Origin of the sequence: Adlercreutzia equolifaciens DSM 19450, assembly GCF_000478885.1 — a bacterium.
Classification (GTDB): Bacteria; Actinomycetota; Coriobacteriia; order Coriobacteriales; family Eggerthellaceae; genus Adlercreutzia; species Adlercreutzia equolifaciens.
On sequence record NC_022567.1, the window covers coordinates 625,717 to 642,812 of the forward strand.

Annotated in this window: 15 protein-coding genes; 12 read left to right on the top strand and 3 right to left on the bottom strand. The window is 67.2% G+C overall.

The window, feature by feature from the left end; translation table 11 throughout:
• Positions 1-47 precede the first annotated feature (47 nt).
• Genes AEQU_RS02240 through AEQU_RS12100 form a run of 6 tightly spaced genes read left to right on the top strand, consistent with a single transcriptional unit; the run spans position 48 to position 7,107 of the window.
• The gene (locus AEQU_RS02240; protein WP_022739299.1) at positions 48-1,013 is read left to right on the top strand and encodes a nitronate monooxygenase; all 966 of its coding nucleotides are present in this window, start codon (positions 48-50) and stop codon (positions 1,011-1,013) included.
• Between the two features lie 10 nt (positions 1,014-1,023).
• Complete coding sequence (locus tag AEQU_RS02245) at positions 1,024-1,986, top strand: ACP S-malonyltransferase (RefSeq protein ID WP_022739300.1); 963 nt, start codon at positions 1,024-1,026, stop codon at positions 1,984-1,986.
• Positions 1,987-1,988: 2 nt separating this feature from the next.
• Positions 1,989-2,747: a 3-oxoacyl-[acyl-carrier-protein] reductase gene (gene fabG / locus AEQU_RS02250; protein ID WP_022739301.1), complete on the top strand. Its 759-nt coding sequence runs from the start codon at positions 1,989-1,991 to the stop codon at positions 2,745-2,747.
• The gene (fabF, locus tag AEQU_RS02255; protein ID WP_022739302.1) at positions 2,744-4,036 is read left to right on the top strand and encodes a beta-ketoacyl-ACP synthase II; all 1,293 of its coding nucleotides are present in this window, start codon (positions 2,744-2,746) and stop codon (positions 4,034-4,036) included. The genes fabG and fabF overlap by 4 nt, the downstream gene beginning before the upstream one ends.
• Positions 4,037-4,045: 9 nt before the next feature.
• A complete protein-coding gene (gene fabZ, locus AEQU_RS02260; RefSeq protein WP_244874832.1) occupies positions 4,046-4,507 on the top strand; it encodes a 3-hydroxyacyl-ACP dehydratase FabZ in 462 nt (153 codons plus the stop codon).
• A gap of 2 nt (positions 4,508-4,509) precedes the next feature.
• Positions 4,510-7,107 (top strand): acetyl-CoA carboxylase carboxyl transferase subunit, encoded by a 2,598-nt coding sequence (locus AEQU_RS12100; protein WP_022739304.1) that lies wholly within the window; start codon positions 4,510-4,512, stop codon positions 7,105-7,107.
• A gap of 403 nt (positions 7,108-7,510) precedes the next feature.
• On the opposite strand, the gene AEQU_RS02270 is transcribed toward AEQU_RS12100, so the two are convergent.
• The 3 genes from AEQU_RS02270 to AEQU_RS02280 form a co-directional block, all read right to left on the bottom strand.
• On the bottom strand, positions 7,511-8,500 hold the full coding sequence (locus AEQU_RS02270; RefSeq protein ID WP_022739305.1) for a diaminopimelate dehydrogenase: 990 nt from the start codon (positions 8,498-8,500) through the stop codon (positions 7,511-7,513).
• Between the two features lie 71 nt (positions 8,501-8,571).
• Positions 8,572-10,767 (bottom strand): sensor histidine kinase, encoded by a 2,196-nt coding sequence (locus tag AEQU_RS13175; RefSeq protein ID WP_022739306.1) that lies wholly within the window; start codon positions 10,765-10,767, stop codon positions 8,572-8,574.
• The gene (locus AEQU_RS02280) at positions 10,757-11,476 is read right to left on the bottom strand and encodes a response regulator transcription factor (protein WP_041714355.1); all 720 of its coding nucleotides are present in this window, start codon (positions 11,474-11,476) and stop codon (positions 10,757-10,759) included. Before AEQU_RS02280 ends, AEQU_RS13175 begins: the two co-directional genes overlap by 11 nt.
• A 467-nt stretch (positions 11,477-11,943) precedes the next feature.
• Here AEQU_RS02280 and AEQU_RS12850 point away from each other — a divergent pair, with 467 nt between their 5' ends.
• The 6 genes from AEQU_RS12850 (at position 11,944) to AEQU_RS11700 (ending at position 17,087) form a co-directional block, all read left to right on the top strand.
• Positions 11,944-12,699, top strand: coding sequence for a C39 family peptidase (locus AEQU_RS12850; RefSeq protein WP_244874833.1), 756 nt, complete (start codon positions 11,944-11,946; stop codon positions 12,697-12,699).
• Positions 12,700-12,794: 95 nt separating this feature from the next.
• The gene (locus tag AEQU_RS02295) at positions 12,795-13,520 is read left to right on the top strand and encodes an ABC transporter ATP-binding protein (protein ID WP_022739309.1); all 726 of its coding nucleotides are present in this window, start codon (positions 12,795-12,797) and stop codon (positions 13,518-13,520) included.
• A complete protein-coding gene (locus AEQU_RS02300) occupies positions 13,514-14,347 on the top strand; it encodes a hypothetical protein (RefSeq protein ID WP_022739310.1) in 834 nt (277 codons plus the stop codon). Before AEQU_RS02295 ends, AEQU_RS02300 begins: the two co-directional genes overlap by 7 nt.
• 109 nt (positions 14,348-14,456) lie before the next feature.
• The gene (locus AEQU_RS02305; protein ID WP_022739311.1) at positions 14,457-15,173 is read left to right on the top strand and encodes a DUF5067 domain-containing protein; all 717 of its coding nucleotides are present in this window, start codon (positions 14,457-14,459) and stop codon (positions 15,171-15,173) included.
• A 101-nt stretch (positions 15,174-15,274) separates the two neighbouring features.
• Complete coding sequence (locus AEQU_RS02310) at positions 15,275-15,694, top strand: helix-turn-helix domain-containing protein (protein ID WP_022739312.1); 420 nt, start codon at positions 15,275-15,277, stop codon at positions 15,692-15,694.
• A 19-nt stretch (positions 15,695-15,713) separates the two neighbouring features.
• Positions 15,714-17,087 (top strand): serine/threonine protein kinase, encoded by a 1,374-nt coding sequence (locus tag AEQU_RS11700; protein WP_051353370.1) that lies wholly within the window; start codon positions 15,714-15,716, stop codon positions 17,085-17,087.
• The last annotated feature ends 9 nt before the right edge of the window (positions 17,088-17,096 follow it).

The following is a 17,096-nucleotide window of genomic DNA, read 5'->3' on the forward strand; positions in this document are numbered from 1 at the left end:
TCTCAAGGCGCGTGTTGCCGCAGCGAAAGAGAGGACGAGCTGCTTTCATGAAGACCCGTATCACAGAGCTTTTGGGCATTGAGTATCCCGTCGTGCAAGGGGCCATGGCCCGCATCGCCGACGGAGGGCTGGCCGGCGCCGTAAGCGAAGCCGGCGGCTTGGGCATCATCGCTTGCGGAGGGGCCCGCCCCGAATGGATTCGCGAGCAGGTGGCCCGCGCCCGCGCCATCACGAGCAAGCCCATCGGCATCAATGTCATGCTGATGGATCCGCGCGCGGGCGAGGTGGCCGAGCTGGTGTGCGAGCTGGGCGTGGAAGTGGTGACCACCGGTGCCGGCAGCCCTGCGAACTACATGAAGATGTGGAAGGAAGCGGGCGTGAAGGTGGTGCCCGTGGTGGCCTCATCGGCGCTGGCGGCCCGCATGGAGCGTCTCGGCGCCGATGCCGTGGTGGCCGAGGGCACCGAGGCCGGCGGGCACATCGGCGAGCTGACCACCATGGCCCTTGTGCCGTCGGTGTGTGCGGCGGTTTCCATTCCCGTCATCGCCGCCGGCGGCATCGTGGACGGCCGGGGCATGCTCGCCGCCTTCGCGCTGGGCGCCGAGGGCGTGCAGTGCGGCACGCGCTTCCTCACCGTGGAGGAGTGCAGCGTGCACGAGGCGTGGAAGGAGAAGGTGCTGAAGGCGAAGGACTCCGACACCATCGTCACCGGGCGCGGCACGGGGCATCCCGTGCGCGGCCTGAAGAACAAGTTCGCCCGCGAATGCCGCAAGATTGAGATGGCCGCCACCTCCGGGGAAGAGCTGGAGGGCATGTACGCCGGCTCGCTCGCCCGCGCCGTGGCGGGAGACGTGGAAAACGGCTCGGTCATGGCGGGCCAGGTGGCCGCGCTGGTGACCGAGCGCGGCACGGCGGCCGGCGTCATTGCCGATATGGTGCGCGAGGCCGAGGCCCTGGCCGGGCGCTCCTTGGGCGAGCTGGCCGAGCTGAACAGCCGCCGGGCGCGCGTGTAGGGAGGCCGCCATGCTTGATGAGACTCCCTTGGCGCCCTTGGGCCCGGCTGGCCTGGTGTTCATGGCCTCGGGCCAGGGCTCGCAGAAGCCCGGCATGGGCGCCGATATGCTGGATATTCCCGAGGTGGCGTCCGTGTTCGCCTGCGCCTCGGACGTGCTCGGCCGCGACGTGGCGGCGCTTGTGCGCGACGCGTCGCCCGAAGAGCTGAACGACACGCGCAACGCCCAGATCGCCATCGCGGCGCTGTCGGTCGGCATGGGGCGGGCGCTTGAGGCGCGCGGCATCGTGCCGGACGCGCTGCTCGGGTTCTCCCTCGGGCAGGTTTCCGCCATGGTGCTCGGCGGCATGCTCGTCGAGGAGGACGCCTTCGCGCTCATCGCCGAGCGGTCGCGCCTCATGGGAGAGGCGGCCGACGCGAACCCCGGCGTTATGAGCGCGCTTCTGAAGATCACGCTGCCCGAGGCCGAGGTGCTGTGCGCCCAGTGCGCCGAGGGCGAGGTGCTCGTGCCCGCGAACTTGAACGGCGGCGGCCAGATCGTCGTCGCCGGCACGCCGGCGGCGGTGGCGCGCGCCGAGGAGGCTTGGGCCGCGAGCAAGGGCCGCTTCTCGCGCCTGGCCACCTCCGGCGCCTTCCACAGTCCGCTCATGGTACCGGCGCAAGAGCCCTTCGCCGACTACCTGGCGCAGGTGGAGTTCCGCGAGCCGGTGGTGCCGGTCATCGGCAACGTGCACGCCGCGCCGCTTGACGCCGCCGGCGCTCGCGACGAGCTGGTGGCGCACTTGGTGTCGCCCGTGCAGTTCGAGGCCAGCGTGGCGAAGCTTCAGGAGGCCGGCGCGAAGATGTTCGCGGAAGTGGGCTTCGGCGGCGTGCTCGCCAATCTCGTGAAGCGCATCGACCGCAGCGCGCCCCGAGCCGCCATTCAGGATCGTCCCTCCTTCGACGCTTTCGTCGAGGAATTCGGAAAGGAATAGACGTGACCGAACCAGAAAACCGCCGCTGCGCCGTTGTGACCGGCTCCACCCGCGGCATCGGACGCGCCGTGGCCCGCGAGCTGGCGGCCGCTGGCATGAACGTGGTGGTGAACAGCTCTTCTGAGCGCAGCCTGCCCGCCGCCGAGGCGGTGGCTGCCGAGATCGCCGAAGAGTTCGGCGTGGAAACCCTGGCCGTGGCCGCCAACGTGGCCATAGAAGAGGAGGCCAACGCGCTCATCGCCGCCGCGGCCGAGGCCAACGGGCGGGTGGACGTGCTCGTGAACAACGCCGGCATCACCCGCGACGGCCTGGCCGCCCGCATGTCCGACGACGACTTCGACGCCGTCATCGACATCAACCTGAAGGGCACCTTCCATTGCTGCCGCGCCGCCGCGAAGCTGATGATGAAGCAGCGCTGGGGCCGCATCGTGAACATGTCCAGCGTGGTGGGCGTGTACGGCAACGCGGGCCAGGTGAACTACGCCGCCTCCAAGGCCGGCGTCATCGGGCTCACGAAGTCGCTCGCCCGCGAGCTTGCGCGCCGCAACATCACGGCCAACGCCGTGGCGCCCGGCTTCATTGCCACCGACATGACCGACGCGCTTTCCGATGCCCAGCGCGAGGCCATCGTGAGCCGCATCGGCAGCGGGCGCTTGGGCGAGCCGGACGACATCGCCCATTTGGTGCGCTTCCTTGCCTCGGACGAGGCGTCTTACATCACCGGTCAGGTCATTTGCGTGGACGGAGGTATGTCCCTATGAGCGAGAACGCAAGCGAGAGCATTCAGACCCGGCGGCTCGACGGCACCCATCGCGTCGTCATCACCGGCGTGGGCGCGGTGACGCCGGCCGGCGTGGGCGTCGAGGCGTTGTGGGAGGCGCTCATGGGGCGCGAGTGCTGCATTGAGCCCATCGAGCGCTTCGATACGAGCGAGTACGAGGTGCACATTGCCGGCGAGGTGCGCGACTTCGACGGCGTCGAGCACGGCCTGACCAAGAAGGAGGCCCGTCGCTTCGAGCGCTTCGTGCAGTATGCCATTGTGGCGGCCGACGAGGCGCTGGCCCAGTCCGGCTTGGAAGTGACCGACGAGAACCGCGACCGCATTGCGGTGGTGTTCGGCACCGGCATCGGCGGCATCGACGAGCTGCAGAAGAGCTTCGCCACCTTGGAGGAGAAGGGCCCCAAGCGCGTGAATCCCCTGTTCATCCCCACGATGATCGGGAACATCGCGGCCGGCAACCTGGCCATTCGTTACGGCATGCGCGGCGAGTGCCTGAACGTGGTGACCGCCTGCGCCACCGGTGCCCACTGCATCGGCACGGCGCTGCGTGACATCCGCCACGGCTACATCGACGCGGCGCTCGTGGGCGGCACGGAGGAGTCCGTGAGTCCCATCTGCATCGCCGGCTTCACCAATTTGTCGGCCCTTACCCGCGCCGAGGATCCCAAGGAGGCCTCGCTGCCCTTCGACGCCCGCCGCGGCGGGTTCGTGGCCGGCGAGGGGGCGGGGGCCCTGGTCATCGAGTCGTTGGAAAGCGCGCTCGCCCGCGGGGCTGAGCCCATCGCCGAGATCACCGGCTTCGGCAGCACGGGCGACGCCTATCACATGACCGCGCCCGACCCGGAGGCCACCGCGATCACGGCAGCCATGGCTGCGGCTCTGGCCGAGGGCGGCTTCACCCCGGCCGATCTGGGGCACCTGAACGCCCACGGCACGGGCACGCCGGCCAACGACGCCACGGAGTCGAAGGCGCTCGCGAATCTCATGGGCGGCGCGGAGGCGGCCGCTTCCGTGCCCGTCACGTCCATCAAGGGCACCACGGGCCACATGCTCGGCGCCGCCGGTGCCGTGGAGGCCATCGTGTGCGCCCTGTCCGTGGCCCGCGACGCGGTGCCCCCCACGGCCGGCTTCGCCGAGGCCGCCGAGGACTGCCCGGTGGCGGTGGTCACCGAGGCGGTCACCGACTATCCGCAGAAGGTGGCCCTGTCGACCTCGCTGGGCTTCGGCGGCCACAACGCCGCCTTGGCCTTCTCGCCCTATAACGGTTAGGAGGAGCCGATGACTGAGGAGAACGCGATGGCGCCGCTGCCCTGGGGGCGCGAGGTCATCGAAGGGATTCTGCCCCATCGCGATCCGTTCGTGTGGGTGAGTCGCATTGTGGCCATCGAGCCCGGCGCTTCCATTGAAGGAGAGCTGGATGTGCCCGCCGACCTGGATATCTTCCGCGGGCATTTTCCCGATCACCCGGTGCTGCCGGGCGTCATCATCATGGAGGCGCTCGCCCAATGCGCTTCCATCGCGGTGCTGCAGTCGCCCGAGCTGCGCGGGTGCATCGGCTTTCTCACCGGCATAGACGCGGCGAAGTTCCGCCGTCAGGTGGCCCCGGGCGAGACGGTGACGTTGCGAGCGACCATCGTGAAGTCGTCGCGCCGCCTCGTGGTGGCCGAGGTGGAGGCGTCCGTGGACGGCGAGGTCTGCGCCACGGCCACCCAGAAGTACGTGCTCGCACCCAAGGAGTAACTATGGCCAAAGCGGCTTCCAAGTACATCAGCTTCGACACGGCGGGGAACTTCGTCTCCGAGCTTGCGGATGGCCCTGCGGCCCCTGAGGCGACCGAGGACGGCTCGCTGAAATCGGCGGTCTCCTACGCCCTGGACGCCATCGTGGAAGCGGCCGGCACCCTGCCGGACACGGCGGCGGCCCTGGTGAGCGCCCGTGCCGGGGCGACCCATCGCGACCCGGAGGAGAAGGTGGCCGACGTCTCCGAGCACGTCCGGTCCACCATCGGCGACGACTTCGCCGTAAGTGCGACAACGGGCGCCAAGCCCCGGGCCCTCGTCATCGCCTCGGCCAAGAACGCCCGGGCCTTCGTGGTGCCCATGGAGCAGGCGGGCCTCGACGTCGTCTTCGCCACGGTGGACAACCGCTCGCTGGACGGCTTCGCTCGGCGCATGCTGCCCACGCACAACCTGGGCAGCACCACGGCCGATGTGGACGCCGATACGCTTTCCGCCAACATCTACACGGTGCTCTCGGCGGCCAAGGCCTGCGGCGCCTCGCTCATCTTCCTCGACAGCGCCAAGGCGCCGCTCGCCGAGGACGCCTATTTCCTGCGCCATGCCGCTAAGCGCGGTCTGCGCGTGTTCGCTCCGGCCACCGAGGGCACCTTGCGCACCGGTTGGGTGGAGCTTTTGCCCGCCGCCAGCACGACGGAGCCCTCCGAGGCGCCTTGGGAGTCGGCGCCGGCGCCAGCGCCGCTTGTCGATGACGATGAGGGGCCGACCCATTGGCGCCGCTGCCACTACTGCAAGCTCTTCTTCGACAAAGAGGAGATCATCGAGCTGGGCGGCTATTGCCCGGCCTGCGGCACCCTGCAGCGCCTGCGCTCCGACGAGCGTCTGGCCGCCACGATGGACGCGGATTCGTTCGAGGAGTGGAACGCGGTCATGCCCGATTTCGATCCGCTCGACTTCCCCGGCTATCCCGAGAAAATTGCCGATCAGCGCGCAAAGAGCGGGCTTGAAGAGGCCGTGCGCACGGGGCGCGCGACTATTGCGGGGCTGCCTTTGGCTGTAGGCGTCATGGAGTCCGGCTTCTTCATGGGCTCGATGGGGCATGCGGTGGGCGAGAAAGTGGCCGCGATGATCGACCGCGCCATCGCCGAGCGTCTGCCGGTCGTCGTGTTCTGCGCATCCGGGGGCGCCCGCATGCAGGAGGGGCTCGTCTCGCTGATGCAGATGGCGAAGGTGTCCTGCGCCGTGGAACGCCTGGGGGCGGCCCATCTGCCCTTCATCACCGTGCTCACCGACCCCACGACCGGCGGCGTGACGGCGTCGTTCGCCATGCAGGGCGACATCATTTTGGCCGAACCCGGCGCGCTCATCGGGTTTGCCGGGCAGCGCGTCATCCGCGACACCATCAAGCAGGAGCTGCCGGAAGGGTTCCAAACCGCCGAGTTCGCGCTCGAGCACGGGCTCATCGACGCCATTGTCGAGCGCTCCCAGATGCGCAGCGTTCTGGCGCAGCTGCTCGCGCTGCACGCGCCCGCCGACGATATGGGGCGCATCGTCACCTACCACAGCGTCATGGACGCCCTGCGCGTCGGCCCGGGCGCCTACGGCTCGGTGGATGTGGCCCCTGAGGCCCAGGCGGTGGGCGAGCGCATTCGCGACGAGGAAGCCGCCGGGTTGTGGCGCAGCTTGGCTGGAGTGCCGGTGGTGGGCGAGCTTATCGGGCGGTCGGAAAGCCCCGAGGAGGCCGAGGAGGCGTGCCGCCGCGAATTGGAGCGCCACGCCCGCCGCGAGGCCCGCAAGTCCGGGGTGAGTTTGGAGGCTCCGGCCGGCAGCGCGTGGGAGAGCGTGCAGATCGCCCGCAACGTGCACCGTCCCACGGCGCGCCGCTATATCGACGGCATCGTCGAGGGCTTCATCGAGCTGCACGGCGACCGCGCCTTCGCCGACGACGGGGCCATTCTTGCCGGCATCGGCTGGATTTCCGGCCATCCGGTGACGATCATCGCCCAGGAGAAGGGCGTGAACTTGGCCGATCGCGTGGCCCGCAATTTCGGCTGCCCCCAACCTGAGGGCTACCGCAAGTCGCTGCGCCTCATGCGCGAGGCGGAGAAGTTCGGCCGGCCGATTCTCTGCCTGGTGGACACTCAGGGTGCCTTCTGCGGCACCGAGGCCGAGGAGCGCGGCCAGGGCAACGCCATCGCCGACAACCTGGTCGCCATGGCCGGCCTGCGCGTTCCCGTGGTGAGTGTGCTTCTGGGCGAGGGCGGAAGCGGCGGCGCCTTGGCGCTGGCCGTGGGCAACCGCGTGGCCATGCAGGAGCACGCGGTGTACTCGGTGCTCTCGCCGGAAGGTTTCGCTTCCATCCTGTGGAAGGACCGCACCCGCGCGCCCGAGGCCGCCGAGGCCATGCAGATGGACGCTGCCTCGGTTTTGGCCGGCGGCATCATCGACGCGGTCATCTCGGAGGGGGAGGGCCCGGCTCACGAGAACCCGGAGGCCGCCATCGCCGCCGTGCGCGACTACGTCCGCGAGGCCTACAAGGAGCTGTCTGGCATGACGCCCGACGAACTCGTAGCCCAGCGCCAGGAACGCTTCGCGAAGTTCTAGGAGGATATCCGGCTTTCCGGCCGCCCCGCGTTGCGCCTCGCGCTACGGCGGCCGGATGCTCTCGGGACAATTTGCATGTCTCTATTTTCGCAAAAATTGCGATTGTTAGCACGAGGGGATGGCTCACACTCTGTCTTGTTCTGAAACGGGATCTTTTGATGGGAAGATAGAGCATTTTAAAGGAAAGACGATGCGCAATGAGCTGGTTTTGCTCCGCTTCGCGTCGTCCTCGTCCCCTTGGGCATTCTTCGTTTGCTAACAATCGCAATTTCTTGGAAAAAACCGAGGGGCAAGTTGTCTCGAGCGATGAAAATGTCTCGGGCGATGAAAAAGCGGACCACCCGGTGGGCGATCCGCTTGCTAATGAGCGTGCGTGTTCGCTGGTGCCGTCGGGCGTGCGGCCTTACAGCATCTTCGCGCGGAGCTCCTCGGGGGTCATGGGCGAGAGCAGCGCCGGCGCGATGTCAAAGATAGTACGGCAGCCCGTCTCGCCCGCACAGGCCATGCGCCAGCAGGCGCGGGCGCAGGCGACGAGCACGCTGCCGGTGAACTCCGGGTTGGAATCGAGCTTCAGCGAGTACTCGATCACATGGGTGTTCTCGCCGGCGGCGCCCGTGGTGCCGGTGCGGATGACCGAGCCGCCGTGGGGAATGCCGGCGTGATCGCGGTCGAGCTCTTCCTGGGAGATGAAGGTGACTGTGGTGTCGTAGTCGGCGAAGTAGTTCGGCATCGTGACGATGGCCTCTTCGATGGCGGCCGTATCGGCGCCCTCCTCGGCCACGACGAAGCACTCGCGGGTGTGTTTCTGGCGCGTGGTCAGCTCCGGGTTGGCACCGGAGCGCACGGCCTCCAGCGCCTCGGGCACGGGCACCGTGTACTGGCGGGCGTCCACCACGCCGGGGATGCGGCGGATGGCGTCGGAGTGCCCCTGGGAGACGCCGCGGCCCCAGAAGGTGTAGTCGGCGCCGTTGGGCATGATGGCGTTGGCGTAAACGCGCGAGACCGAAAACATGCCCGGATCCCAGCCCACCGAGATGACGGCCACATGCCCCGTCTCGCGGGCCACCGCGTCGACGGCGGCGAAGTGCGCCGGGATGTTGGCGTGGGTGTCGAAGGAGTCGACCACGTTGTAGAGCGCAGCGGCTGCCGGGGTCTGCTCGGGCAAGTCGGTGGCCGAGCCGCCGGCGAGCATGAGCACGTCGATGTCGTCGGTGTGGGCGGCCAGCTCCGTGGCGGGCCAGACGGCGACGTTCTCGCCGAGCGGGTGCACGCTGGCCGGGTCGCGGCGAGTGAACACGCCCACCAATTCCATGTCGTCGTTGGCGGCGACGGCCAGTTCAATGCCGCGGCCGAGGTTGCCATAGCCGAGAATGCCGATGCGGATGGGGTTCAATGGTGCCTCCTTGGGTGTTCGCTAAGTGGGAAAGCGGTGCTTCGGGGCCGATGCCTGCTTTGGTTTTGAAGCTAGCGGGACAGGCCGCGCCGCCGGGGTGTCGCATCATTATCGCGTACCGTCTTACGCGCGGGAACCTGTCCGTGGCGAGCGTTACGAGGATTTAACGGAGAGGTACCTTGGCGCGGCGCTTGCGTCCGTTCGCCGACGGGGCGTTGTGGAATCGGGCGGGCGGAGGGCCCGCGACGCGTCGTTGCGGAAGGCGGCGCGGAAGTTGCTCGCGTGCTTGCCGGTCGTACGGTGCGGGGCGGCACGGGCTCAACCGGCCGTTGGACGCCCTCAGTCGCGCCCGGGATGCGCGGCGCGGCGGCTGCCCCTTCAATCTCCTCCCCCTGGGTGGGTATGCGCAGGGTGAACACGGTGACGCCCCGCTCGCTCGCCGCCTCGATGTCGCCGTGATGCGCCACGACGATTTCCCGGGCGATGGCGAGCCCCAGCCCCGCGCCGCCCTTCTTCGAGGAGCGCGCCCCGTCTTCGCGGTAGAACTTCTCGAAGATGGTCTCCAGATGGGCGTCGGATATCTCGCGTCCGCGGTTGGCCACGGTGATGGTGGTCGTGCGGGCGTCCTGGCGGGCGGCGATGGCGATGACGGAGTTCGCGTCGGCGTAGGCCACGGCGTTGCGCAGCACGTTGCCCAGCGCCCGGGCGAGCTTGTCCGGGTCGATGAAGAACTGGCCGGCGCCGGCGGCATCCACGGTGATGCGAATGTTGCGGGCGGCGGCCTCGGGGAAGAACGCCTCGGCCACCTGCTGGCAGAACAGGCGCACCCCCACGGTCTCCCGCTCGATGGGAATGGCCGACAGATTGTAGCGGGTGATCTCGAAGAACTCGTTGATGAGGCTTTCCAAGCGCTCGGCCTTCGAATAGGCGATGTCGGCGTACTTGCGCAGGGTCTCCCGGGGCAGATCGGTCGTCTCGCGCAGCAGGTCCAGGTAGCCGAGCACCGAGGTGAGCGGCGTGCGGATGTCGTGGGCCAGATAGGCCACCAGCTCGTTCTTGCGCTGCTCGGCGGCGTGGGCGGCGCGCTCGTCGGCCAGCGACTGCGAGCGGATAACCGCCAGCTCGTTGCGGGCGATGGACAAGTCGGCCGGCAGCTCGATGGGGGCGTCCTTGTCGGCGAGCAGGCGTCCCACGGCTCCGGACAGCTCGTCGAAGTAGCGCAGCGACCGGTTCAGGGCTCTCAGGATGATGGCGAGCCAGCCGGCCACGAAGACGAGCAGGGCCAGCGGGAGCTTGAACGACTTGACGAACGTGTAGGTGGCCACGTCGCGCATGCGGTAGACGCCGTCCTCGCCGTACTGGATTTGCCAGACGGGGCTCTCGTCGGAGACGCCCAGCGCCTGCGCCTCTTCGGCGGAGGTCAGGTCGAGCCAGGCGCTGTAGGCCTGCTCCTGGGATTGGCGAAAGGCGCTTTGCAGAAGGTCGTTCAGCGTCGGCTGATCATAGCCCAGGACGGCGGCGCTGACGAGAATTCGCGTGGCCGCATCCACCGTGGTCTCCGGCGGCATGAACGTCTGGGCCTCGGGCAGCGAGAGCCCCAGCTCCTGCAGGGATGCCGACACGCGCAGGGCCGCTATGGCTTGGGCGGCGCTCGCGTCGTCAGCGGGAATGGCCTCGGCGGTCAGAATGGTCTGATAGGGAAGGAGGGGAACGGCCCGGGCGGTCTTGTCGGCCGGGGCGCTGTCGGTCTCAACATCGAGGGCGGTCGCGTCGTCGATGAAGGTGCTCGCGTCGCCGATGGCCGCGGCGTTGGTGCCCGAGGCGACGGCCACATCCGTCCCGAGCTTCTCAGCCCGTTCCTTGGCGTGGGCCGCGGCAGCCTCGGCGTTCTCGGGCGAGTCGGCCATCATGCTCGCGTATTCCGCCAGGGCATCTTCCATCTCGTTCACTTCGCCTTGAACCTCGGCGATAGTGCCCGCATCGTTGGTGTAGCCGCCCTCGATGGCCTCGTTGACCCAGAGGTCGAACAGGCTGGCATCGTCGAGCAGCCCCTGGTCGGTGAGGATCTGCTGGAACTGCTCGGAGGAGTTCAGGGTGCGCCAAGACGAGGTCGAGTCGGCCACCCAGTTCGCGATCGAGGGCACCATGAAGGTCTCGATGGCCAGGCAGGCCAGAGCGAAGGCCCCGCTAAACAGCAAAAGGTTGCGAATGAGGCCGCCGAGCACGCGCCGGCGCAGGACGCGGGCCTGCTCGCTTTTAAGCGCCATGACCGGTGTCGCCGGGCGCGCCGCGCAGCTTGTAACCGACGCCCCAAGCGGTTTCGATGAACGTCGTGGAAGCGTCGATATCGGCGAGCTTCTTGCGCAGGCGGCGGATGTGCACCATGACCGTGTTGGCCGCCGCGTCGTCGAAGCGCTCGTGCCAGGCCCCTTCGAACAGATCGGCCGCCGAGACCGGTGAGCCGACCGACTGGGCCAGAATCGCCAGAATGGCGAACTCCTTGGGGGTGAGGTGCAAAGGTTCGCCGTGGAGTGTGGCCAGATGCGTGCGCAGATCCACCTCGATGGCACCGGCGGAAAGCAGGGTGGAGGAAGCCTGGGGCGCTGCTTGGCGCCGGCGCAGGCGCGCCTTCACGCGGGCCACCAGCTCGCGGGGCCGGAAGGGCTTGGTGACGTAGTCTTCGGCGCCCAAGGTGAAGCCGACGACTTGGTCGGCCTCCTCGTCCTTCGCCGAGAGGAAGATGACGGGAATGTCCCGCATCTGGCGCATGCGAACGCACAGCTCGAAGCCGTCGATGCCCGGCATCATGATATCCACGATGGCCAGGTCGAACGGCGTGCGGGCGAGCATGTCGAGGGCCGCCTGTCCGCTGTAGCAGGCCAGCGCGTCCATGCCCTCGGCCACGAGCAGGTTGACAACCAGATCGGCGATGGCTTGCTCGTCGTCCACCACCAGTATGTGAGCGCGTTTTTCCATAAGGGCTATTGTACGCGATTCGCCCCGGGTTTTGCCAATGGGCATGCCATCCCGTGACAGCTTCAGGAAAAGTTAAGGTGCCCTGCCGGAAATGTCAGATTTCGCTATGGGACGCGTAAGCCGGCTCGTCGGTAAGGTAGAGGCGCAACGTAAGGAGAAAACCCATGGACACTGCTGCCTACCGTTTTGACGAGGGGAACTTTTACGGAGGAGATGAGCCCCTAAGCCGCACTGGGAGAGTGGACGCTTTGGACGTTTCAGATGCTCGGGGTGCTTCGGGTGTTCGGAATGTTTCGGGGGTCGCCCCCAACCCTTTCGGGCGTGATGCCTGGGTGCGGCCGCAGGGCGCGGGGGGCCGGCCGGGCAATGGTGCGGGATCAACGACCGCCCGGAGCTCCTCGCCGCAGCGGAGGCAGACTCGCGGGTCGGCCGTAGCCCCGACTGCTACGCCGGGCGTGGTGGCGGCCATGCTGGGCGGTCTGGTTCGCACGAGCCGCGCCGCGCGGGGCCGCCGCATCGGGCGGCGACGCTGGCATCTGTGGTCGGTGCTGGGCGTGGCGGCGCTTTCCGTCTTCGTCGTAGTCGCGCTGTTCCAGATGGCGAACCTGTACGCCGAAGGGCTGGGGCTGGCGGGGCCGGGCATCGCCTCGCCCACGGCCGACGCCTCTGTGGCCGCTGCGGACGCGGGTGGCGGAGCCGAGGCCGCTAGCACCCCGCGCGACGAGTGGCGCGGCGGCGAGCTGCCCTTTCTCTACCAGACCGACCCCCAGTACCGCGACGCGCCCTATGCCGGCGCCACGGTGGGAGAGGCCGGATGCGGGCCGACGAGCCTGGCCATGGTCTACATTGCGCTGACGGGGAAGACCGACAAGGATCCCGCCGCCATGGCCGCCTTCAGCGAGGCCGAAGGCTACGTGGAAGAGGGTCTCACCGCCTGGCGATTCATGACCGACGGCGCGGCCGAGCTGGGGCTTTCCTCCCATGAGGTGCCGGCAGACGCAGGGCGGCTTAAGGAGGAGCTCGCCCAGGGGCATCCGATCATCTGCAGTATGCGCCCCGGCGATTTCACGAGCACAGGGCACTTTCTCGTGGTGGCCGGCGTGGCCGACAACGGCGAGCTGGTCATTCACGACCCCAACAGCCCCGCCAACAGCGCTCGCACGTGGGATGCCGAGCGTGTGCTTGCCCAGTGCGCCAACCTCTGGGCCTTCGAGCGGGGCTAGCGGGAGCGATTCGCTCATTCGGTGGGGTTCCTGCTTGACGATCGGCGTCCGTGCTAGGATGGGGCCAGTGATTCCGAACGATGAGGAGGCTTCCCATGGATGCCTTTGTCCCCGAAGTTGCGCCGCCGCCCTTGCTCGAGTGCCGCGACCTCACTAAGCGCTATGGCGCCACGGTGGCGCTCGATCGCTTTACTGTCAGCTTGCCCGTCGGCCGCATCGTGGGGCTGCTCGGCCCGAACGGCTCGGGCAAGACCACGCTGCTGAAGATGATCGCCGGCGTGGCCCATCCCACGGCGGGCGACATTCGCGTGGCGGGCTATGAGGTGGGCCCGGAATCGAAGGCGCTCGTCTCCTATCTGCCCGAGCGGCCCTACTTCTCCCGCTCCATGCGCGTGCGCGAGATGATCGCCTACTTCGCCGACTTCTACGAGGACTTCGACGCCGCCTTGGCGCGTGACATGCTCGCCCGGCTCGGCGTGCCCGAGGACGCTCCCACCTCGGCGCTTTCCAAGGGCACGGTTGAGAAGGTGCAGCTCACGCTCGTCATGGCCCGCCATGCGGCACTGTATTTGCTGGACGAGCCCATCGGCGGCGTGGATCCAGCGGCCCGCGATTACATCCTGCAAACGGTCATTCGCGCCTATCGGCCGCAGTCGTCCATCATCCTTTCCACCCATCTCGTACGCGATGTGGAGGCGTTCCTGGATGACTTCATCCTGCTGCGCTATGGCCAGATGTTGTTGCACGCGCCCGTGGCCTACGTGACCCAGGAGAAGGGCATGACGCTGGACGCGTTCTTCCGAGAGGAGTTCCGATGCTAGGAAAGCTCTTCGCCCAGGAAATGCGGGCGCTTTGGAAGCCCGCGGCCATCATGCTGGCCGTTATGGTCGTCGCCGGCGTGGTGGGCATCGGCTGCATCGAGGCCACCGACGCCGTGAGCCGCGCGGCGGGATTCGCCTCCCGTTACGTCAACGAGGCATCGGCCGCCTCCAACCTGACCGTGGTGTTCGTAATGGCCGCGCTGTTCTGCGGCTTTCTCGTGTGGGCCAGCCTTGTGGCGGTCTACGTGTTCATCGCGATGCGCTTCTACCGCACGATGTTCACCGACGAGGGCTATCTCACGCTCACGCTGCCGGTGCGCGCGGGCACGCTGGTGGCGGCGAAGTTCTGGGCTGCCTTTTTGCTGGCGGCGGTGTTCACGCTTATGGCCTGCGCGCTCGCCTCGCTGGCCATGCTCGCGATCACCGACGGCGATGGGGACATGGTGTCGGTGGTGCTGTCGCTTTTGGGCGGCTGGTCGGCGCTGACGGGCAACGGCGGGGTGGCCTCGTCGATCATGGGCGTGGCGAATGCCCTCGTGTCCGCCGCCTACACCGTGGGGCTGGCGTTCCTCTCGCTGACGCTGGGCGCTTGGTGGGCGCGGCGGCATAAGGTGGCTGCGGCCGTGGCGCTGTATGTGGGAATTGGCTGGGTGATCTCTCTTCTGTTCTCTATTGTCGGCGTTCTGGCCATGGTGGGGGACACGGGCACGGCGTCGTTTATGCTCAGCGTGGTGTCCATCATGCAGACGGTGGTGAACCTTGCCGTGGCCGGTGGCGGTGTCGCCCTGTCCGCCTACCTCGTGCGCGCCAAGGTCGACCTGAGCTAGGGAAAATTTGCAGCCGCCTTAGCTGGCAGCTAATGAAACGGTTAACGAGAACGGATACCCTTCTTCCTTGTCCGTTAGGAATAGCGCGTTTAGAAGAAGGGAATCATCTATGGAAACGCAACCTCGCTCGGCTATGGCCGTGGCTTCTCTCGTATTGGGAATCGTGGCACTGGTCACGTCGATTCTGCCGATTATCAACAACCTCTCCTTCCTTTTGGCCATTCTCGGCATCGTCTTCGCCATCATTGGATTGGTAGGTATTTCGAAGGGGAAGAAGAGCGGCAAGGGCCTAGGGATCGCCGGCCTCGTGCTTTCCGTGATCGCCTTCATTCTCGTGCTCGTAATGCAGAGCGCCTTCAGCGCCGCCCTCGACCAGGCCATGGAGGAGAGCGGCCTGGATACGGCGACGGCGCAGGGTGCAGCAGTCGAAGATTCCGGATCTGCGACTGAGCCCCAGGCGGCCGAGCAGAGCGCATCGGACGCGGCCGCTTACGGCGTGACCATCGACGGCTGCCGGGTGACTGAGGACTACCAGGGAAATCCGGCTGCCGTGGTGACCTACACCTTCACGAACAATTCCGACGAGGCGACCAGCTTCATGGTGGCGCTTTATCCCAAAGTGTTCCAAAACGGCGTTGAGCTGGGCACAGCCATCGGCAGCGATTGGGATTCCGAGAAGTACTCGAGCGATGTGAAGCCTGATTCCTCTACGACGGTGGAGATGGGCTACGCCCTGGAGGACATGAGCGACATCACGGTTGAGGTCGAGGAGCTTTTGAGCTTCAGCGACGCCGTCTTGGCCGAGCAGACGTTCTCGCTGAGCTAGCGTGCCCGATGGCGCACGTCTCGGGCACCCGTCTCCGAAGGCGGGCGCTCGAGGCGCTACAATAGGGGCTTCGTGATATGGGTCGAAGGAGAAAGAAGCGCGTGGAGGAACCGCTGACAGAGGATATGCTGGCCGAGCTCTTGGACGCGCCGGATCCGCGGGCGTTCATCAAACGGCGCGAGGTGGGCGAGCGCAGCTTGGCGGAGTACCTGGACGCCCTTCTGCTAGAGAAGGGGCTGAAGCGCTCAGTGGTGGTGAGAGAGGCCGGTATCAACGAGACCTTCGGCTACCAGATTTTCACCGGCGCTCGGCGCGCCTCGCGGGATAACTTGCTGAAACTTGCCTTCGCTATGGGGTGCTCGTTGCGCGAGACGAACCGCCTTTTGCAGGCGGGAGGCGCCAACGAGCTGTATTGCAAGAATCGGCGAGATGCCATTGTCATCTTCGCCATCAGCCATGGCTATACGCTGCAGAAGACTGAGGAGGAGCTTTACCGGTTCGGCGAGGCGACCATCAGCTAACTTTGGTACCATGGCATTTATGGAAAACGACCCTCTTGCCGCATATCTTGACGCCCTCGCCCGCGACGTGTGCTATCGCGTCGATGAGGTATTGAAGACGGCGCCCCACGAGACGACCGAGGTGGTGTACTTTGTGGGGGCCAACGCGGCGGAGCTCGGACCGTTCGTTCGCAAGCGCATCGCGGTTGATGCGGCCATGGGAGACGCCTACGGCCACTTGTTCCAAGCGCAGCGCGCCGGGCGTCGCTTCCGACATTTGCCGCGCATCTACGATGTTCATACCACTGGCAACGAGCTGGTGGTGGTCATGGAATACATCCAGGGACGCACGCTGCGGGACGAGGTGTACGAACGCGACGGATCGGTCGCCCTGGCGGCGCAGTGGTTTCCACTCCTTTGCGACGGGGTGATGGAATTGCACGAGCAGTTCTCGCCGCCTTTGATCCATCGCGATTTGAAGCCAACGAACATCGTGGTGAGCGATGCGGGTCTCACGATCATCGACTTCGGCATTGCCCGGGCCTTTCGCGAGGGGGCTGCGGGGGATACGGCTCATTTCGGCACGCGCTGCTACGCGCCGCCCGAGCAGTTCGGCTACGGGCAGACCGACGAGCGCAGCGACGTGTATGCGCTGGGAATGCTGCTCTACTACCTGCTGGCCGAGCGCGATCCGTCGCCGTCGGTGGCTGCGGCGGGGTTCGCGGGGCCGGAAGTGCCTTTCGCGCTGCGCCCCGTGCTCCAGCGCGCCTGCGCCTTTGATCCGGCGGCCCGCTTCCAGACGGTGCGCGACCTGAAGGCGGCGTTCCTCGCGGCGCTCGCCCCAGCCGGGGCTTCTCCTGCAGACCGGGGTGTCGTTGTGACCCAGGTCGCCGGCGCGGGTCGGGTTTCCCCTGCGGATTGGGCCGCCCCTGCAGGCCAGGCTGCTCCCGTAGGGGGCGACCTTGGTCGCCCCTGGGCCGCGACGGCGGTGAGTGCCGCAGCTCCGATCGATGACAGACCGCATGGCGTAGTCGTTTCTCGGGTAAGGCGTGCTTTCTCGACGCTCTCCTCCGGTGAAACGGCAGGGCTCGTGGTCGATGTCGCCCTCTTGGTGGTGTGGTTGCTGTTCATGGCAGTCCTCATCGCAATGCCGTTCACGCCCGACGAGCGTTACGCCACCTGGCCGTTCTGGCTGCTCGCCTTTCAGTATTGGACGTTCGGTATTCCGTTCTTCACGGGCTTTCTTTTCATTTTGACCGACGTCCGCGTTTTGCGTCGGGCGGCTCCGAGGCTTCGCCTTCTGCAGGGAGCTCGTTTGCGAATCTTGGGCATCGCGCTGGTTGCCGTGGGCGTGATAGCCGTGGGCGTGACGATGGCGATCGCGAACGCCATGGGACTTCCGACCGGCTCGTAGGGGGCCGAG

Bases quoted from the DNA above. Each gene is read 5' to 3' on its own strand.
- AEQU_RS02240 (WP_022739299.1), top strand. From the start codon at position 48: ATGAAGACCCGTATCACAGAGCTTTTGGGCATTGAGTATCCCGTCGTG.
- AEQU_RS02245 (WP_022739300.1), top strand. From the start codon at position 1,024: ATGCTTGATGAGACTCCCTTGGCGCCCTTGGGCCCGGCTGGCCTGGTG.
- fabF (WP_022739302.1), top strand. From the start codon at position 2,744: ATGAGCGAGAACGCAAGCGAGAGCATTCAGACCCGGCGGCTCGACGGC.
- fabZ (WP_244874832.1), top strand. From the start codon at position 4,046: ATGACTGAGGAGAACGCGATGGCGCCGCTGCCCTGGGGGCGCGAGGTC.
- AEQU_RS12100 (WP_022739304.1), top strand. From the start codon at position 4,510: ATGGCCAAAGCGGCTTCCAAGTACATCAGCTTCGACACGGCGGGGAAC.
- AEQU_RS13175 (WP_022739306.1), bottom strand. From the start codon at position 10,767: ATGGCGCTTAAAAGCGAGCAGGCCCGCGTCCTGCGCCGGCGCGTGCTC.
- AEQU_RS02280 (WP_041714355.1), bottom strand. From the start codon at position 11,476: ATGGAAAAACGCGCTCACATACTGGTGGTGGACGACGAGCAAGCCATC.
- AEQU_RS12850 (WP_244874833.1), top strand. From the start codon at position 11,944: ATGCTGGGCGGTCTGGTTCGCACGAGCCGCGCCGCGCGGGGCCGCCGC.
- AEQU_RS02295 (WP_022739309.1), top strand. From the start codon at position 12,795: ATGGATGCCTTTGTCCCCGAAGTTGCGCCGCCGCCCTTGCTCGAGTGC.
- AEQU_RS02300 (WP_022739310.1), top strand. From the start codon at position 13,514: ATGCTAGGAAAGCTCTTCGCCCAGGAAATGCGGGCGCTTTGGAAGCCC.
- AEQU_RS02305 (WP_022739311.1), top strand. From the start codon at position 14,457: ATGGAAACGCAACCTCGCTCGGCTATGGCCGTGGCTTCTCTCGTATTG.
- AEQU_RS11700 (WP_051353370.1), top strand. From the start codon at position 15,714: ATGGAAAACGACCCTCTTGCCGCATATCTTGACGCCCTCGCCCGCGAC.